The 16,816-nt window shown below is 52.2% G+C and carries 17 protein-coding genes; 6 read left to right on the top strand and 11 right to left on the bottom strand.

Features of this window, described 5'->3' with window-relative positions:
* Window positions 1-8 precede the first annotated feature (8 nt).
* Both QA596_05660 and rho read left to right on the top strand, forming a co-directional pair.
* Window positions 9-1,313, top strand: a complete 1,305-nt coding sequence (locus tag QA596_05660) for a hypothetical protein (protein ID MDG5766945.1) — start codon at window positions 9-11, stop codon at window positions 1,311-1,313.
* Between the two features lie 170 nt (window positions 1,314-1,483).
* The gene (rho, locus tag QA596_05655) at window positions 1,484-2,731 is read left to right on the top strand and encodes a transcription termination factor Rho (protein MDG5766944.1); all 1,248 of its coding nucleotides are present in this window, start codon (window positions 1,484-1,486) and stop codon (window positions 2,729-2,731) included.
* A 183-nt stretch (window positions 2,732-2,914) separates the two neighbouring features.
* On the opposite strand, the gene QA596_05650 is transcribed toward rho, so the two are convergent.
* From QA596_05650 to QA596_05620, 7 genes are all read right to left on the bottom strand, one after another.
* Complete coding sequence (locus QA596_05650; protein ID MDG5766943.1) at window positions 2,915-3,241, bottom strand: rhodanese-like domain-containing protein; 327 nt, start codon at window positions 3,239-3,241, stop codon at window positions 2,915-2,917.
* Between the two features lie 14 nt (window positions 3,242-3,255).
* Window positions 3,256-4,011, bottom strand: coding sequence for an LPS export ABC transporter ATP-binding protein (gene lptB, locus QA596_05645; protein MDG5766942.1), 756 nt, complete (start codon window positions 4,009-4,011; stop codon window positions 3,256-3,258).
* A gap of 84 nt (window positions 4,012-4,095) precedes the next feature.
* A complete protein-coding gene (locus tag QA596_05640) occupies window positions 4,096-5,133 on the bottom strand; it encodes a M42 family metallopeptidase (protein MDG5766941.1) in 1,038 nt (345 codons plus the stop codon).
* A gap of 3 nt (window positions 5,134-5,136) precedes the next feature.
* Window positions 5,137-5,835, bottom strand: a complete 699-nt coding sequence (purQ, locus tag QA596_05635; GenBank protein MDG5766940.1) for a phosphoribosylformylglycinamidine synthase subunit PurQ — start codon at window positions 5,833-5,835, stop codon at window positions 5,137-5,139.
* A gap of 40 nt (window positions 5,836-5,875) precedes the next feature.
* Window positions 5,876-6,124, bottom strand: a complete 249-nt coding sequence (gene purS, locus QA596_05630; protein ID MDG5766939.1) for a phosphoribosylformylglycinamidine synthase subunit PurS — start codon at window positions 6,122-6,124, stop codon at window positions 5,876-5,878.
* 48 nt (window positions 6,125-6,172) lie between these two features.
* Window positions 6,173-7,114: a tRNA (adenosine(37)-N6)-dimethylallyltransferase MiaA gene (miaA, locus tag QA596_05625; protein ID MDG5766938.1), complete on the bottom strand. Its 942-nt coding sequence runs from the start codon at window positions 7,112-7,114 to the stop codon at window positions 6,173-6,175.
* Window positions 7,115-7,167: 53 nt separating this feature from the next.
* Complete coding sequence (locus tag QA596_05620) at window positions 7,168-8,253, bottom strand: PorV/PorQ family protein (protein ID MDG5766937.1); 1,086 nt, start codon at window positions 8,251-8,253, stop codon at window positions 7,168-7,170.
* A 205-nt stretch (window positions 8,254-8,458) separates the two neighbouring features.
* On the opposite strand from QA596_05620, the gene dnaN reads away from it, so the two are divergent.
* The 3 genes from dnaN to QA596_05605 all read left to right on the top strand — a co-directional run bounded on the left by dnaN (window position 8,459) and on the right by QA596_05605 (window position 10,965).
* Window positions 8,459-9,574, top strand: a complete 1,116-nt coding sequence (gene dnaN / locus QA596_05615) for a DNA polymerase III subunit beta (protein ID MDG5766936.1) — start codon at window positions 8,459-8,461, stop codon at window positions 9,572-9,574.
* An 8-nt stretch (window positions 9,575-9,582) separates the two neighbouring features.
* Window positions 9,583-10,389, top strand: coding sequence for an SAM-dependent chlorinase/fluorinase (locus QA596_05610; protein ID MDG5766935.1), 807 nt, complete (start codon window positions 9,583-9,585; stop codon window positions 10,387-10,389).
* 168 nt (window positions 10,390-10,557) lie between these two features.
* The gene (locus tag QA596_05605; protein MDG5766934.1) at window positions 10,558-10,965 is read left to right on the top strand and encodes an STAS/SEC14 domain-containing protein; all 408 of its coding nucleotides are present in this window, start codon (window positions 10,558-10,560) and stop codon (window positions 10,963-10,965) included.
* Window positions 10,966-11,013: 48 nt separating this feature from the next.
* Here the strand turns inward: QA596_05605 and argS are convergent, their stop codons facing one another.
* From argS to QA596_05585, 4 genes are all read right to left on the bottom strand, one after another.
* A complete protein-coding gene (argS, locus tag QA596_05600; GenBank protein ID MDG5766933.1) occupies window positions 11,014-12,648 on the bottom strand; it encodes an arginine--tRNA ligase in 1,635 nt (544 codons plus the stop codon).
* Window positions 12,649-12,826: 178 nt separating this feature from the next.
* The gene (gene radC, locus QA596_05595) at window positions 12,827-13,531 is read right to left on the bottom strand and encodes a DNA repair protein RadC (GenBank protein ID MDG5766932.1); all 705 of its coding nucleotides are present in this window, start codon (window positions 13,529-13,531) and stop codon (window positions 12,827-12,829) included.
* A gap of 346 nt (window positions 13,532-13,877) precedes the next feature.
* Window positions 13,878-14,318: a GNAT family N-acetyltransferase gene (locus tag QA596_05590; protein ID MDG5766931.1), complete on the bottom strand. Its 441-nt coding sequence runs from the start codon at window positions 14,316-14,318 to the stop codon at window positions 13,878-13,880.
* A 66-nt stretch (window positions 14,319-14,384) separates the two neighbouring features.
* Window positions 14,385-15,566, bottom strand: a complete 1,182-nt coding sequence (locus QA596_05585; protein ID MDG5766930.1) for an AMP nucleosidase — start codon at window positions 15,564-15,566, stop codon at window positions 14,385-14,387.
* Window positions 15,567-16,219: 653 nt separating this feature from the next.
* Here QA596_05585 and QA596_05580 point away from each other — a divergent pair.
* Window positions 16,220-16,699: a redoxin domain-containing protein gene (locus QA596_05580; GenBank protein MDG5766929.1), complete on the top strand. Its 480-nt coding sequence runs from the start codon at window positions 16,220-16,222 to the stop codon at window positions 16,697-16,699.
* Window positions 16,700-16,816: the final 117 nt, after the last annotated feature.

Below are 16,816 nucleotides of genomic sequence, written 5' to 3'. Positions count from 1 at the left end.
TTAATACCATGGCAAGATTCTTATTTGTATCCGTACTGGTGCTGGTCGCAACCGCCTCCATCAACGCCCAGCCATTCGGGTATACCCCGCTACAGGTACAATCGCTCTTTTCGGAAGAGTACCGTAATGAGCAGTATCAGCAGGCCCTTTTATATGGCCGGTGGCTGATTGAAGCCCATCCCAAGGAGATGGAAGAGTACCCCGGAAACTTTCGGGGCGACCGGAACTTCAGCCGCATGATCGATATTTATGAAAATATCGCCGACAAACAGTCGGATCCTGCACTGCGTGAAGCGTATCTGGACTCAGCGTTGCAGATGTACGATCGAGTTTTCGGGTTGTTTACCGAAGATGAAATAGATATGTATCGCTGGCATTTCAATCGCGGACGTTTCTTGCAGGCACAGTCGGATTTTATTAGCGGTGGCTTTCAGATGGCGCTTGAAGACTACGAGGCCATGTTCAATATCAACCCCAGGAGGGCAACCGAATCCGGCAACGGGTATTACGTGCAGCTTCTGGTTAACAACTACGCGAGGCAGGGTAACAGAGAAAGAGCGTTTTCAATCATAAATGATGCGGAACCATATGCGGGTCAATCACTCCGCGATTTCTTTGCAGAAACCAGAAATGAGTTGATAACAGATCCTGAAGAGAGGATCGATCTGTTAAACGAAGATCTCGCCGATGACCCTGAAAATCTGGATCTTCTGGAAGAGCTCTATGAACTGTATCTCGCTGTAGGTAACCGGGATCAGGCCAGGCAAAAAGCAGAGAGGATGTACGAGATTAACCCGTCGGTAACCAATATTCTCCGTTTGGCCGATAAGGCGGAAAATGAAGGAAGCCTTGAGCGGGCCAACCGCTTTTTGAGTGAAGCTCATGGGAAGCAGTCCGGTTCCGAACGCGCACGCACCTCTTTGCGGCTTGCGGAGAATCACCTCAGTTTACGAAATTTGGAGGAAGCCAGGCGTTTTGCACGGCGTGCCGCTCAAGAAGATACCCAGTTCGGTCAGCCCTATATCGTGATTGCCCAAATTTATGGCCAGGCGGTTTCCATGTGTGCCGGTTCCGAGATGACCCGCCGGGACAAGGCCGTATACTGGCTTGTACTGGACTATCTGGATCGGGCTCTGGAGCGTAATAGAGGCGTACAAAATACGGTTAATCGCCTTTATCGCACCTATGAGCCGGTGACACCAACTGCAGAAGAGAAGTTCTATCAGAGTTGGAATACCGGTGAAACTCTTAAAGTAGACGGGTCATTACGAGAATGTTATTCCTGGATATCCGAAGAGACAACCATCCGGTAAACTGACCGGCTCGGATTTTCCGGATCATACTTTTTCCCATCGTTAGTGCACAGGTTGGGCCCTGTTAAGGGGAACGCCCTGCCTGTAGCTTGTTATTGGTATTCGCTGCGACTATACACCTCGCACGGGAGGGTACCGGACATTTCGCCCCTTATACATTCAATACAATTATGAGTAATCCTCAGGATAAAAAATCCAGAAACTGGAATAAAAAAAGGAAAAACAAGAACCGTCCCAAAGGGAAACGGCCGAACAACCAGCATAAGCAACAGGGCGGAAAACCCGCCTTTTTGGATAACCAGCATGTGAAGCCGGCAGGCACCTATTCGGGTGTCATTGAACTGACGGAAAAGGGGCTGGGCTATCTTAGAAAACTGGACCATGAGTTTTCTGCGACGCCCCAGGATCCTTTTGTAATACCGGAGATGGTTCGGTTTTTCAACCTCAAACCCGGATTGCTGGTAGAGGGGGAAATTGAACAGGACCAGCGTGGCAACAAACGGCTCATTACCGTCGATAAAGTGAACGACGAGCCGTATGAAAGCTGGGCCCGGGCGGTACGTTTTGATCTGCAGACTCCGATTATGCCGATCGAGCAAATCAAGCTGGCACGGCACCCGGAAGAAACCGAGCAACGCGTTATCGATTTGATTGCGCCTATCGGTAAAGGACAGCGTGCGCTGATTGTCGCTCCTCCAAGAACCGGAAAAACCGTGCTGCTCAAAAATATCGCCCGCTCCATCGACGATTATCATCCTGATATTGAACTGGCCATCCTGTTGGTGGACGAGCGACCGGAGGAGGTAACCGATTTTATTCGTACCACCAGGGGTCGTGTGTTTGCATCTTCCAACGACAAATCCACCAAAAGTCACACCCGGATATCGGAAATGGCTCTCGGTTACGTGAAAAGACGCGCTGAAATGGGAAAAGATGCCGTGCTGCTAATTGACTCCATTACGAGGCTTAGCAGGGCATACAATGCGGCACAAAGCGGCGGCGGGCGAACCATGTCGGGCGGCCTGGATATTCGGGCTCTTGATATTCCCAAAAAAATCTTTGGCTCCGCCCGGAAAATTGAAAATGGCGGCTCGCTGACGATTGTGGCGACCTGCCTGATCGAGACCAATTCCCGTATGGATGACCTCATCTTTGAAGAGTTCAAGGGAACCGGAAATATGGAACTGGTGCTGGATCGGGAAATCGCCAACGACCGGATTTATCCCGCCATCAATATTGCAGCGTCAGGCACCAGAAACGAAGACAAATTTATCGAGGATTCGCTGGAAGAGCGAAATATGGTGAGGCGCTACCTGCTGAAAAAGTCTCCGAAAGAGTCGATGGCCAGCCTGCTTCAGGTTTTAAAGCGAACCGAAAGCAACGAGGAGCTTTTGAACCAGATTGCGGCTTACGTTTAAACCTTTTTCTAAACTTGCTCCACTCTGTGGATGTAGAAACCGCCTCACCTTCGGGCTTTTTAATGGTCGGGCAGGGTAATATGGCATGCCGGGGTATCGAGAGCACACCCTGTTTCCCGTGACACAAGAAAAAGAACCGGTGCCGGTTGTGAGGCCGGAATCGGGGTTCACCAGGAAAAATGATCAGTAAGTGGGCAGTGAGGGATCAATCTCTTCGGCCCATTTCAGAATGCCGCCCTTCAAATTCTTAACATTGGTGAATCCGGAGGCCATGAGTGTCCGGCACGCCTCCGCGCTGCGGGCTCCACTGCGGCAATAGACGATTATCGGTTTCTCCTTGTATGGTTCGAGCTCTTCCATTCGGCTGGAAAGCTGCCCGAGCGGGATCAGGTCCCCGCCAATATCCACCAGGTCTTTTTCGTACTTTTGTCGTACATCCACCAGATGGACTGGTTGGTTTTCGTCCTGGATTTTTTTTAGCTCCTGAACAGTAACTTCTTCTACAGTCATAAGTTGGAAACAGGTTATTCGTAGTTGTACCGGTCAAGCCGGAATTGCTCTCCAAGATACAGTTTTCGTGCCTCTTTATCCTCGGCCAGAAAGTCGGACGAGCCCTCTTTCAGTATTCGCCCTTCAAACATCAGATACGCACGGTCGGTGATAGCCAACGTTTCATGAACATTATGATCGGTGATCAGAATTCCGATATTCTTGGTCTTGAGACGTGAAATAATTTGCTGTATGTCTTCCACAGCGATGGGATCCACCCCGGCAAACGGTTCATCCAGTAGGATAAAATCGGGATTGGTTACCATTGCGCGGGCAATTTCGGTGCGCCGCCGTTCACCGCCGGAGAGATTGAACCCCTTGTTGTTGACGACCGCCTGAAGATTGAATTCCTCAATCAATTCATCGGCACGTTCCCGCCGTTCGGCTTTGCTGAGATGGTAAAACTCAAGAATGGACTCCAGGTTCTCACGGACGGTCAGATTCCGGAAAACACTGGCTTCCTGCGAAAGGTAGCCGATGCCCAGCCTTGCTCGTTTGTACATGGGCAGGGAGGTGATGCGTGTGTCGTTCAGAAAAATATTCCCTTTTTCAGGTTTTACGAGGCCTACCACCATGTAAAAAGAGGTGGTTTTACCGGCTCCGTTGGGACCAAGCAAGCCAACGATCTCTGACTGATTCACCGAAATGGAGACATGATCTACCACCGTTCGCTTTTTGTAGCGTTTTACCAGGTTACTGCAGTGCAGCTTTTGGAGTGTCTTCTGTTCCATTCCCGATGGATTGCTATGGATGATAAGCGGAATTATTCGGTCTGATGCCGCGGTAACGCCGGGGGCAGTCAGCCTGCGGGGATATCAGGGGGTTGGTTGAAATCTGTCGATCGTTGAAATAAGGGCAACAGCAAGCGCTACAGCATGATCGATATCCTGTTTTGACGCCGCCTCTACCGTACTGTGGATATAGCGGGCAGGCACGGAGATACAGCTAACCCTGGCCCCGCCTCCGGTAAGATATTGCATGGCCGGGGTGTCTGTTCCGCCGGAAGTAAGAATTTCCCGTTGCAGTGGGATGTCATGGTCCTGTGCCGTCCTTTCAATAAAGCGGACAAGCTCCGGGGTGGAAATTACGCTGCCGTCCATGATTTTGACCGCCGGCCCCTTCCCCGATTCGGTGATCTTTTTCTGTGCCGCCACACCGGGAATGTCATTCGCGATGGTGATGTCCATGGCGATACCGATATCGGGTTTCAGGGATTCTGCCGCCACCCGAACTCCACGCAGGCCCACCTCTTCCTGTACCGTGAACACGGCATGCAGTGTATACTCAGCGGGTATGGTGCACGCTTTTAACGCTTCCATCAGCGCATAGACGGAGATGCGGTTATCGAGTGACTTTCCGGTGACAAGTTCGCCCATTTCAATACAGGATCGGTCGCGGACAATCGGCGTTCCTATCGGGACAAGCTCCCTGACCTTATCCAATGGCAAACCCACATCAATAAAGAGATCATCCAATACGGGTGCTTTCTTTTTTTCCTCCGGAGTCAAAACATGAGAAGGTTTCCCGCCGATCACACCGGGCAGATGTTTCTTTCCCAGAACGGTTACGCGCTGTGCGAAGAGTGTCTTGACATCAAAGCCGCCGAGGGTGTGAAACCTGATGAATCCCTGCTCGTCCACATAGGTGCTGATCAGACCTATTTCATCCATGTGTGCAGCGAACATGAGTTGTTTGTCACCGCTGCCCCTGGTGGCGATAAGGTTGCCCATGGAATCGGTGGAGATCCGGTCGGCCGCATCCTGAAGATGCCCGGCAATGACCGAGCGGATAGGATCCTCAAATCCCGAAACTCCCGGTGTATTGACAATAGTTTTGAACAGCGCAACATTCATGGGTTACACCAGGGCGGACAGGTATGAAATCGCGGAATCGAAGATATAGCGCCCGTCATCCGACCCGATATGTGATTCCACGGCGCGTTCGGGGTGCGGCATCATACCGACCACATTTCTCTTTTCGTTGCATATTCCGGCAATATGTGCTATCGATCCGTTGGGGTTTGCTATTCGGGTCCTTTCGCCGGATGCATCGCAGTAACGGAAAACGATCTGGTTTTGATCCTCAAGCCGTTTGAGGACCTCATCCTCAGCGAAATAGTTTCCGTCGCCATGGGCGATGGGGATGTGCAGCAACCTGTTTTCCGGGATGTTTCCGGTGAAGGGGGTGTCCCGGTTTTCACAGCTCAGGTACACATATTTGCAGGAAAAGCGAAGGTGTTCGTTTGCCATCAGGGTGCCGGGCAGCAGCCGGGCTTCAAGCAGTATCTGAAAACCATTACAGATCCCGAGTACGGGTCCGCCTTTATTCGCAAAACCGGAAACCGCCTCCATCACGGGTGAAAACCTGGCGATGGCTCCGCTTCGAAGGTAGTCGCCGTAGGAAAAACCTCCCGGGACGATCACGGCATCGACATCACCCAGCGAGGTTTCCTTGTGCCAGATAAATTTTGTTTCAATACCATGAACATGTTTCAGGGCGTGATAGGCGTCATGATCACAGTTGGATCCGGGAAATACAAGAACTCCAAATTTCATTAGGGCATGGATTTACTGAGGGTGGCGGAAGGAAACGGCTTCAGGCATTATCGGGCAGCCGAATTTCATAATTCTCCATCACGGTATTGGCAAGCAATTTCTCACATGCCTGACCGGCGATTTCACGAGCTTTCTCGGGATCGTCCGTGTCTACATCAAGCTGCACGAATTTTCCGATCCGCACGCCGGCGATATCTTTGAATCCAAGGTTTTCCAGAGCGTGGTGGGAGGCTTTTCCCTTGGGGTCCAGGATCGATTCCCGGAGAGTGATGACAATCTCTACCTGCATGGTGCCATTGTTTAGGGGTGGTGAGTCGAAATCTTAAAGGTAAAGCCTTTATGTGTGATCTGCCAATTGTTTCATGGCCTGGATCACCTCTTCCCGGATGCTTTTTCCGGTTCTATCGGACTGGTTAAGCCACTGCACGCCTTTCCATCGCCGAAACCAGGTAAGTTGACGCCGGGCATACTGCCGCGTATGGGCCTTGATCTGCTCTCTGGCTTCCACCGGTGTAATTCGCTGATGCACCAGACACTCGATGCACTCTCTGTACCCGACGGTACGTAGTGACGGGAGGGATGGGTCGTAGCCCATTTCAAGCAGTGATCTGACCTCATCCATCAAACCAGCCTCAAACATTTGATCGACGCGGGTGTTGATGCGTTCGTGCAGCTCCGCCCTGTCCCGGTCAAGGCAGAAAACCAGCATGTTGTCCGGGACGGCCAGGTCCCGATTCTGATGAAGCCGGCTGAAAGGAATACCAGTCTGCATCCAGACATCCAGTGCCCGGAACATTCGGTGGGGATTGAGTCCGTCGAGACGTTGTGCGTAATCGGGGTCCACTTCCTGCAGTTTTCTGTGGATCTCTTTCAGGCCATTTTTCTCGGCCAGATACTCCAATTCCCGGATATTGGCGTCACTTTTTGGCGGGAGCGGGTCGAGCGGACGTATCAGGCTCTCAATGTAGAGAGTGCTTCCGCCGGCGACCAGCATGGACCGTTTCTGATTGTCCAGATCAGATTTCCAGCTAATGGCTTTTTCCGCGAAATCCGCCGCTGTGCCGGTTTCTTCCGGATCCAGAACGGAAATATAGTAATGGGGGATCTCTTCAAGCACAGCAGGAGGCGGCTTGGCTGTGCCGATGTTGAGGTATCTGTAACATTGGCGTGAGTCGGCGGAAACGACGGGAGTGTCCAGGTAGCGGGCAATCGAGAGGGCAAGGTCGGTTTTCCCGGTGGCGGTAGGGCCGGTCAGTATTACCGTCAATGGAGTCGTCACAGGGAATCTGTATTTGGGAAAACCGGTTAATTAAAGTGACAAAAAGCCAATCGCTATAACATTACCTGCAGAGAAATTCGGTGTGTAAAACCCAGGTCGGAAGTCATGCCGGCAAAGCTGCTGAATCCGTAGTCAAACATAAACGCGCCTACTCTAAAGCCGGCTCCCAGTGTGGGTGCGATATAAAGGTTGTTGCGGTCATCAAAATGGATATCGGTAACACCTGCCCGAAGAAAAATCAGATCCTTGTAGCCCAGTTCCGCGCCGGCGTGGGGTTCGAAGCTGACATCCCCGACATTGAGATAGTAGGTCCGGCGCCCCTCAAACAGGATATCGGTATCGATGGCGGTCAGCAGTGTGATGTCTCCGAAATCAAATAGGCGGCTTCCGCCGATTTTCACGGACGGTTTTACATATTCGTTGGTGCCTTCGGGAAGTGTTTCGGGCTTACCGGTCTGCGGGTTGATAAAGGATTCGAGCCCCTCGAGCTCGCTCTGGTTGACATTCCAGAACTTCATGAGAGTGGTGATATTCTGGAGGTTGACGCCAAAACGGTACCGGTCGCCCCGCAACTGAATACCTGCATCCAGACTGTATCCCCAGGCATTGGCGAAGGGCCCGAGCCGTGAATGAAGCGCCTTGGCGGTAACGCCCCAGTGCCACCGGTCTGAAAAGCTATTGGCGTAGGATAGGAACAGGCTTATATCGGAGGCACTGAACTCTGTCATGTAGCTTTCGGGATCGGATCGTGGCCGGTTTTGTTCCGGATCCCATGCATGGAGTGTGTTTTTGATGCCATCCACCCCCTGACGAAAGAAGCTGAGCGCTACAACACCGCCGGATCCCTGAACCGGTACCGCTACCGCACCATAGTCGTAGCCGACCACACCGGCGAAGCGCTCCGAGTGCATGTAGGCGAACTGCCAGTTGTCGACACCGGTGAGCCCTGCGGGGTTCCAGTAGCCGGACAACACATCGTTGGTCACCGAAGTGAAGGCGCCGCCCATACCGAGGGGCCTGGCGCCGCTTCCGACAGAGAGGAAGTCGCCGCCGTACTTTGCTTCTTCAAAACCCTGCGAAAGCGATGGGGAGGAAAGCAGTATCAGCAGAATTGCCGCACTTGCGGGCCGAAAGACCATAAAAACAAAAGGGTTGAAATAGGCAGGGTAACGATTACGGTAAATGAGAAAATAACGAATTGTTGTCAAAAAAAATTTTGAAGGAATGAAAAGTTGGTGATTGAATGAACCATCACTATTTCTTAGAATAAAATCCGGATTTTTGTACTTTACCATTTGCACAAATAGAGTATTTATCAACCATTTTCAACGATCAGGTAATTCTATGAAATTCAATGTCACAAGCGGCGACCTGGTAAGCAGTCTTTCGGCGGTGATCGGTGCGGTACCCAACAAGGCCACTCTTCCCATTTTGGAAACGGTACTTTTTGAGACGGAGGAGAATCGTGTCAAACTGAGTGCTTCGGATTTGGAGGTCAGTATTATTGAGCATGTTGAGGCGGATGTGTCCCGGGAGGGCGCGGTCGCCATTCCTGCCCGCCGCCTTTTGGAAACACTGAGGCAGCTGCCGGATATACCGGTTACGTTTGAGGTTGATGATAAAGCCCAGGTCCGGTTCCGCACCGACAAGGGGACCTACAAACTGGCGGGAGAGAAATCCGAGGACTTTCCGGACATGCCGGCTCTGGAGAATGGCCGTGAAATGAAAATTGATACCAAGGGGCTCAAGGACGCCATCAAAAAAACCAGCTTTGCCGTTTCAAGCGATGACCTTAGGCCGGCCATGATGGGAGTGTTTTTTGATATCGGAGAGGACGAGAGCCGAATCGTGGCAACCGACGGACACCGCCTGGTGCGCCTGGTGCGTACCGACATATCGGCTTCGAGCGCCCTTTCGTTTATCGTTCCGGAAAAGGCCCTGACTCTGGTGGCCAAGGCGCTTGACGGATCCAAATGTGAAATGGTTGTCACCGAAGAGCATGTGAGCTTCCAGTCCGGCAATACCATGGTCATTACCCGGCTGATCAACGAACAGTATCCGAAATACGAGTCCGTCATCCCCCGCGAGAACGACAAAACACTCAAAATCAACCGCGAGCAGATGCTGGCAACAGTCAAGCGGGTAGCGGTGTTCTCCAGTTCGACGACCAGGCAAATCCGGCTGCAGATGAAACCGGACGAAATCGTGATTTCTGCGGAGGATCTGGATATGAGCAGTGAGGCGAAAGAGAATATTGCCTCCGAGTATACCGACGAGCCGATGGAGATCGGGTTTAACGCCCGCTATCTCATGGACGTGCTCAATAATATCGATGATCCTGAAGTGGTGTTCGAGTTTTCCACCCCCAACCGGGCCGGCATCGTCCGTCCATCTGTTCAGGACGACGATGAGGACATGCTGATGCTGGTTATGCCCGTAATGCTCAACAGTTACAGTTAATACCGGATATGCCGGACCCTTGCCGGATTATTACACTGACGACCGATTTCGGATGTCAGGATTATTATGTCGGCGCCATGAAGGCTGTGATTATGGGAATCTGTCCGGGGGCCACTCTGGTCGATATATCCCATGATTTGCCACCACAGGACATCATGGCCGGCGCATGGGTGCTGAAGAACGCAGCCTTTCTCTTCCCTCCGGGAACCGTACATCTGGCAGTCGTGGACCCCGGCGTGGGAGGTGAACGCCGCCCGGTGCTTTTGAAGGTCCGTGATCAATTTTTCGTCGGTCCCGAAAACGGCCTTTTTTCGCTGGTTATTGAGGGCGAAGAGCATCAGGTGGTGGAGCTTACCAACCCGGAGTATTGGCGTTCTGAAGTTTCGCCCACATTTCATGGCCGGGATATTTTCGCTCCGGTGGCAGCTCACAAGGCCAACGGTGTGCCGATGGGATCCTTTGGCAACAAGTTTACCGAACTGACCCAGTACCGCTGGGCGAAACCTATTTCGGATGATGAGGGGATTCAGGGCTGGATCATGCATATCGACCGCTACGGAAATCTGGTTTCTAATATCCCCGAACCGATGCTCCGGGAGTATGAGCACGGCCACGCATTCAAAATATATGTCGGAAACACCATCCTGAAGCGGGTTTCAAAAACGTTTTCCGAAGTGCCTGACGGCGAACCACTGGCCCTGGTCGGCAGCTCCGGTATGTTGGAAATCGCCATAAACAAGGGAAATGCCGAGCAGATGCTGGGAATCGAAAAGGGCGCCCCGGTTTCTTTGGTAGTTCAAAAAGGCGTATCTTGACAGATCGAACGAGGTATAACATTCTGCAATCAAAAAAACACATTATCAGGGATGCCCGCCCGTGCAGGTCAGGTTACTGATCCTGACAACTATTAGCGATAATCGTACCGCCGGACTGTCGGTGCTTTATTATTCATTGTACGGGGAATCATGCTCAGTTAATCAACTATGGCAGTTATTGATATCGATGATAATCGCTGGCCGATTGTCATCATTACATTTTCCGGAAAGGAGTCACGGGAGGATATGGAACGGTTCCTTCAGCGGCTCGAAATGTTTCAGTCGCGGGACGACGAATACTGTTTCGTGATTGATTTGAGGGAGATGAATCATCTTTCGGGAGAGGTTCGGGAGATGCTGATCCGTTGGCTGGGAAATTCTGGCAGCCACGATCTTGCCGGTACCGCCATGGTGGTTTCCTCCCCTGTCATGCGGCTTTACCTCACCATGCTAATGTGGTGGCAAAAGTCACGTATCGGTTCGGGGGTGAAGCACAAGACGGTGTTCTCTCTCAACGAGGCGTATGAATGGTCCCGTAACCGGCTGGATATGCCACGATCGGGCTACCAGAAATAGGTGCCGCCCACCGTTCGGGATGGCAATGACCGTCTTGATCTTGCGGAGTTACATTTTTTCGGGGGCCGAGATGCCTAGTATTCCGAGGCCGTTTGCCAGTACGTTGGCGGTAACGGTGAGCAACTCAGTCCGCGCAAAAGCCAGCTCCTCGTCCTCTCCGAGAATTCTGCAATCGTGATAGAATTTATGGAAAGCCGTTGCCAGGTCGTTGAGGTAGCCGATCAGTTTGTGAGGCTCCCGCAGTGAGGCCGTAACCACAATCACTTCCGGAAACTCCAGTAAACGTTTTGTGAGAGTGGCTTCCGCTTCGTGAGTCAGCAGGCTGAAATCCGGTGTTTTACTGTCGAAAGAATAGGTGTCCCTGACCTTGTTCATGATGCTTTGAATCCGGGCATGGGCGTATTGCAGATAGTACACCGGGTTTTTCTCCCCGGCTTGCCGGGCCTCATCGATGTCGAACTCGAGATGGGTTCCCGGCGCTCTCATCAGGAAAAAAAACCGGGTGACATCCGCTCCCACTTCATCCATCAGTTCGTCGAGTGTCACAAAGTTGGCTTTGCGTGTGCTCATCTTGAAAGGCTTGCCGTCCTTGACAATCGTAACGAATTGATAGACTACTACATCGATCCGGCTGCTGTCGTGGCCGCATGCCTGAACCGCCGAAATTACGTCGGGATAGGTGGCTATATGATCGGCACCGAATATGTCGATGGCCAGGTCGAAACCACGTTCGAGTTTGTTGATGTGGTAGGCGATGTCGGGCAGGCGGTAGGTCGGCTCGCCGCTGCTCTTGATGAGAACCGTATCCTTGTCTTTTCCAAAGGAGGTGGTTTTAAACCAGGTGGCACCGTCCTGTTCGTATATAAGCCCTTTTTCCCGAAGCTGTGACACTACCCGTTCGATCGATCCGTCTTCATACAGCGTGTTTTCGTTGAAAAAGGAGTCCATGGTGATATTCATCCGCTCGAGGGTCTTCTGGATATCCATGAAGATTTCTTCCTCGGCGGCCTTGCCAAACACAGACAGGTGCTTCGGATCGGTGAGCGAGTCGCCATGTGTTTTTCGCACGTTTTTGGCTATTTCCGTGATGTAGGTCCCTTCATAACCCCCTTCCGGAAACGGAGCGTCTTTTCCAAGCTCTTGCAGGTAGCGGGCGTGCACACTTTCGGCCAGCACACGCATTTGGCGGCCGGCGTTGTTGAAGTAATACTCGCGCTGGACATCCGCTCCGGTCCATTCCAGTACGCGCGCAATAGTGTCCCCAAGCACGGCATTCCGGCCGTGGCCGACAGTGAGGGGGCCGGTAGGATTGGCGCTTACAAATTCCACCTGAATCTTTTTTCCTGCCTGATGGTCACTTTGTCCGAAGGTTTTGCCAGCACGATGCGCATCGGTCAGCCTCTCTGAGAGCCAGTCGGAAGAAAACCGGAAATTGATAAAACCGGGTCCGGCTATTTCCACACTCTCAATGTAGCCTGATGCGGCATCGATATGGCCGGCCAGCTGTCGGGCTATCTCACGCGGGTTGTTTTTCAGTGTTTTTGCAAGCGCAAGAGCAACATTCGTGGAGGCATCCCCGTGTTCGGGAACCCTCGGTTTTTCAATGGTGATTTCAGGGTTATCCAGTTCCGGCGCAATCTTTTTAAGCGCGTTTCTTATCAGTTCCTCGAGATACTCGTACATAGTCCTGTTGTGTTATAATTGAGGAGCCCAATATACGAGCTTTCAGAGAGCTACGCCCGTATTTCTAATGGCGGCATAAGCGATTATCAACCCATCATCGTGTAACCATCAACCTTCAGCCATTGACTCTCAGCCCGCAGCCATTATGCTTCAGCCATCGATCCTCAACTATCGATCCTCAGCCCATCAACCCTTCCGTGCGAAGACTCAGATAGTCTCGGCCGGCGATAATCACATGGTCATCCAGGGTTATGTCCAGCATCTCCCCGGCCTGCATCAGCTTTTTCGTTATGGCGATATCGGCCCGGGAAGCTTTCCGGTTTGCCGAGGGATGATTGTGGACTATGATGATACTGTTTGCCTCATTCATGATGGCCTGCCTCATAACCTCGGCCGGATCGACAATGGTAGCCGTTTTCCCACCTTTGCTGATTACCTGATGCCCGGTAACCGCTTTGGCGGCGTTCAGAAATACCACAAGAAACTGTTCGGTCTGAAGATCCCGAAGCCGTGGACCAAAAAATGCAGCCACATCCTCCGGCGTCCGGAAAAAGACGGGCTTCCCGTTCTGGCCGGATTGCAGGCGCCGGGATAGTTCGAAAGCGGCTTCGAGGGTAATTGCCTTTACATCCGCAATGCCGTCGATCACACGTAACTCCCGCCAGCTTCTTCTCACCAGCTTGTGCAAGCCCCCGAACCGGCTCAGTATCTGCCGGCTGGTGTCCACGACATTCTGTTTTCTGCTGCCGGAGCGCAGCAAAATGGCCACCAGTTCGGCATCCGTCAGATTATCGGCCCCCAGGCGGATGAGTCGCTCCCGGGGCTGTTCGTCTTCCGCAAGATCCCTGACCATGCGGGTGCGCTTGTATAAATCGGTCGACATATGGTGTAAACGATGATAGCGGGAATAAAGCTATTGGCAAGGGAAAAGGCTCTCGGGGTGTTATATAGCGGCAGATTTCAGGTAATTTGGTGATAACTCAAAGACGGCTGTCATGTATAGTAAGACCATCCTGATGCCCGGCGGGCAGATACACCGTAATATGCTGCAATAATGAACGGGACAAGAAACTCAAAACCGGATCGTGCAGTGACAACGGTGGGAAGCACCAGAAAAAACGAAAACGCACTATCTGATGCTCCGGAATCGGCAAGGGATTCGAACACCGTGAAGCTGGCGGCTGATTCCCCGGAGTTGTCGTACATTAGAGTTGGCCGCAGGGCAATCCTTACAGGATTATTTTCTCCATTTTGTAATGGAGTCCGATGTCCTGGATGATAAACCCCTGTGATATAACACGATAGCCCGACTTTTTGTAAAAGGGTACGGCGGCGACCCGGGCATTGCACCAGATATGCAGCGGGTTCTGTTTCGAGCGCAGGTGTGTTTCGGCAAAGGTGAGCAGCGAGGAGCCTATGCCCATGCGCTGGAATGGGCTATCGGTAGCCATCCCCCGCAGTTGCCAGGCGGGGTGCGGTGTGTTTCGAGGGATCAGGGTGAGGCAGCCGGCGATCGTACCATCGATATAAGCGGCGAAATGAAGGGTGTCCGGAAAGGTGTCTTCGGGAAATGCGGCCGAGTCGGCAGGCTTGCCCGATCTGAGTTCCCGTGCCCGAAGCGGGAGGATATCTTCAGCGGAGACGATACGGCAGACGGGTTGGGAAGGCATCGACAGGTCGGTTTACGGGTATCAGCCAGGTGAGAGGCGGTTCTGCTCGGAAAACATGGCAGAAGGTCATCCCCCCCCACCCATAAGCGGTTCATCCAGGGCACGGATACTGGCATTGGGCATTCCGCCGGGGAAAAAGTCCTTGGAGAGCTCAATGGCTTTGATGACGATATTGAGGTGACGCTCCTTCGAGTTCTGGTAGAAAGATTGTGCCGACTCCCCCAGTTTGGGTTTGCCGTGCAGGGGTTTATCACTTACGCACAGCAGCGTGGCATTGGGAATCCGGTAGCGGAACCCGTTGGTAGCCACGGTGGCCGACTCCATGTCGATGGCGATGCTCCGGCTGACATGTATTTCGTTCACGACCCTCTGTTTCATGAACTCCCAGTTCCGGTTGTCGATGGTGTACACCGTACCGGTGCGGTAGGTCATTTTTTCATCGTCAAGGACGGTCTGGAGATGGTGGTTCAACAGGTAATTGGGGGTGATGGGGACATTTTTCGGCATACTACTGTCGAGCACCCCGTCGGCGCGCATATATCCGGAAGCGAGTACGAAGTCGCCGATCTCCTGATGGTTGCGGAGTCCGCCGCAATGGCCGACCATGATCATGGCATCCGGGCGCAGTACGGCAATGTGATCGGTGATGGTTTTCGCGTTGGAGGGGCCGACCCCGATGTTGATGAGCGTCAGGCCCAGATTGCTTTCCAGCTTGTGGTGATAGGCCGGCATCTGGACTTTTCTTCCAGGTTTCGTGCAGTCCGGGAAGCGTGACTTGAATACCTCCACATGCATGTCGTAGTTGGTGAACATGATGTACCGCTGGAAGTCGCTTGCCGGTGTTCCGGTATAGTGCTCCAGGCGGTCGAGCGAGAGGTCGATCCGTTCTGCGGGAAACAGGAACAGCTTCTTCTGGGTGAAGTCCCAGTGATCTTCATCAAGTGCATCCAGCAATGCGGGGTCGTTCAGGGAGACGGCCTTTCTTGATGAAGAGATGGTGATCTCGGCACCGGTGCTCAACATCTTTGCGAGTTCACGCTGAAGGTACCAGCGGTAAACGTGCGGTTTTGCAAACTCGCCGGCGATCACAGGGTTGTGTTTCGACCATGACCGAGACACTGTCATTTTCGGATAGTGCCCATCCTGGTAGATTTGATCCATGAGGTCACAGGCTTTTCTGATCTCCTGCTCGGTTTGAGTCCGGTTCTGGCCGGATGGGCTGAGGGTATATGTCGATGCATCGGACATAGGCGGTTGTTCTGATCCGTAGAAAAAATCGGTGGAAGGAATGGATGTAAAGTACACAACTGAGAGGGAAACCGCACACGAAAACCTGTTGCAATGATAAATAATGAGTATTCGGCACAATCATTGCTGTAGTTCCGGCGGCAACGCAGCTCTTGTCAGGCTGGTTTTGTTAGTATTTTTTAATTATTGTAATCAGGAGCGGAGTTGCCGGCTGATTGATCATTGGAGAAACAGAAATTTAGATTGTAAGGATTATGAGCAGTTCAAGTCTTAATGATGACAGCAGTATGTTTGAGGATGTAGCTGCCCGTCTGAAGTTGATGGCGGAGCCGATGAGGCTGCGGCTTTTGTTTGCACTCAGATCGAAGGAGCAGTCTGTAAACGGTCTGGTAGAGGCAACCGGAGCATGTCAGGCCAATGTGTCCAAGCATCTGTCGTTGTTACGGAAAAACGGGATAATAACATTTCGGAAGGAGGGCCGGTACGTGTATTATTCTGTGACGGATGCGGGCATATTCGATATCTATGAATGCGCAAAGAAAACATTGCAGCGCTGAGTAGAAAAAGCCGGACAGGAACGATTCAATGGTTTTAGATGATTGGATATGATCGGAGTAACCGTTTGAAACAGTCACGCCAAACCATAAAACGAGATGATTAAAAAAGGAGAGAAGCTGGATACCTCTTTCACCATTGAAATTCTGGATGGAGAGCAGCAGAAAAGTGTCGCTTTTTCCGATTTGCTGGACAGGCCGGTGGTCGTATCGGTCTACATGAAAAACAACACCAGCGGTTGTGATCGGCAGAACAGCAGTCTTGCGGAAAAGGCAGCGAGTATCGCCCAGAAGGGGTACCGGTTGATTGCTATCAGTAAAGACACCTGCCGATCCCACAAAAACTACGCTGAAAAACTGGGAATTAACTATCTTCTTGCCTCCGATCCCGAGCACCGGTTTGCCCGGGCAACCGATTCTCTTGTCGAGAAGAAAATGTATGGCAAGACGTTTACAGGTCCGTCCCGCTCGGCGTATTTTATAGATACAGACGGAACCGTTCAGGCCGTGATCGAAAAGATCGATACGGCAGACCATGCCGCCGAAGTGCTGCGGACAATCGATGAAATTCAGTCCTGAGCAGAGCAGGCTGTTATCGGGTGACCACAAGCGGTGCGCCGGCATGCGGGGATGCGGCTCTCTTCCGAGTCCATCATGGAGAAGTTGGCTGATTTATTTGTCTGCAGATTTCTGTAT

Source organism: Balneolales bacterium ANBcel1 (genome assembly GCA_029688905.1).
Taxonomy (GTDB): Bacteria; Bacteroidota; Rhodothermia; order Balneolales; family Natronogracilivirgulaceae; genus SLLW01.
Note: the sequence above shows the minus strand (reverse complement) of the source record. Positions and strands in the feature narration are given on the sequence as shown.

Excerpts from the sequence above, each read along its gene's own strand:
- QA596_05660 (MDG5766945.1), top strand. The coding sequence starts at position 9 with ATGGCAAGATTCTTATTTGTATCCGTACTGGTGCTGGTCGCAACCGCC.
- rho (MDG5766944.1), top strand. The coding sequence starts at position 1,484 with ATGAGTAATCCTCAGGATAAAAAATCCAGAAACTGGAATAAAAAAAGG.
- QA596_05650 (MDG5766943.1), bottom strand. The coding sequence starts at position 3,241 with ATGACTGTAGAAGAAGTTACTGTTCAGGAGCTAAAAAAAATCCAGGAC.
- lptB (MDG5766942.1), bottom strand. The coding sequence starts at position 4,011 with ATGGAACAGAAGACACTCCAAAAGCTGCACTGCAGTAACCTGGTAAAA.
- QA596_05640 (MDG5766941.1), bottom strand. The coding sequence starts at position 5,133 with ATGAATGTTGCGCTGTTCAAAACTATTGTCAATACACCGGGAGTTTCG.
- purQ (MDG5766940.1), bottom strand. The coding sequence starts at position 5,835 with ATGAAATTTGGAGTTCTTGTATTTCCCGGATCCAACTGTGATCATGAC.
- purS (MDG5766939.1), bottom strand. The coding sequence starts at position 6,124 with ATGCAGGTAGAGATTGTCATCACTCTCCGGGAATCGATCCTGGACCCC.
- QA596_05620 (MDG5766937.1), bottom strand. The coding sequence starts at position 8,253 with ATGGTCTTTCGGCCCGCAAGTGCGGCAATTCTGCTGATACTGCTTTCC.
- dnaN (MDG5766936.1), top strand. The coding sequence starts at position 8,459 with ATGAAATTCAATGTCACAAGCGGCGACCTGGTAAGCAGTCTTTCGGCG.
- QA596_05610 (MDG5766935.1), top strand. The coding sequence starts at position 9,583 with ATGCCGGACCCTTGCCGGATTATTACACTGACGACCGATTTCGGATGT.
- QA596_05605 (MDG5766934.1), top strand. The coding sequence starts at position 10,558 with ATGGCAGTTATTGATATCGATGATAATCGCTGGCCGATTGTCATCATT.
- argS (MDG5766933.1), bottom strand. The coding sequence starts at position 12,648 with ATGTACGAGTATCTCGAGGAACTGATAAGAAACGCGCTTAAAAAGATT.
- radC (MDG5766932.1), bottom strand. The coding sequence starts at position 13,531 with ATGTCGACCGATTTATACAAGCGCACCCGCATGGTCAGGGATCTTGCG.
- QA596_05590 (MDG5766931.1), bottom strand. The coding sequence starts at position 14,318 with ATGCCTTCCCAACCCGTCTGCCGTATCGTCTCCGCTGAAGATATCCTC.
- QA596_05585 (MDG5766930.1), bottom strand. The coding sequence starts at position 15,566 with ATGTCCGATGCATCGACATATACCCTCAGCCCATCCGGCCAGAACCGG.
- QA596_05580 (MDG5766929.1), top strand. The coding sequence starts at position 16,220 with ATGATTAAAAAAGGAGAGAAGCTGGATACCTCTTTCACCATTGAAATT.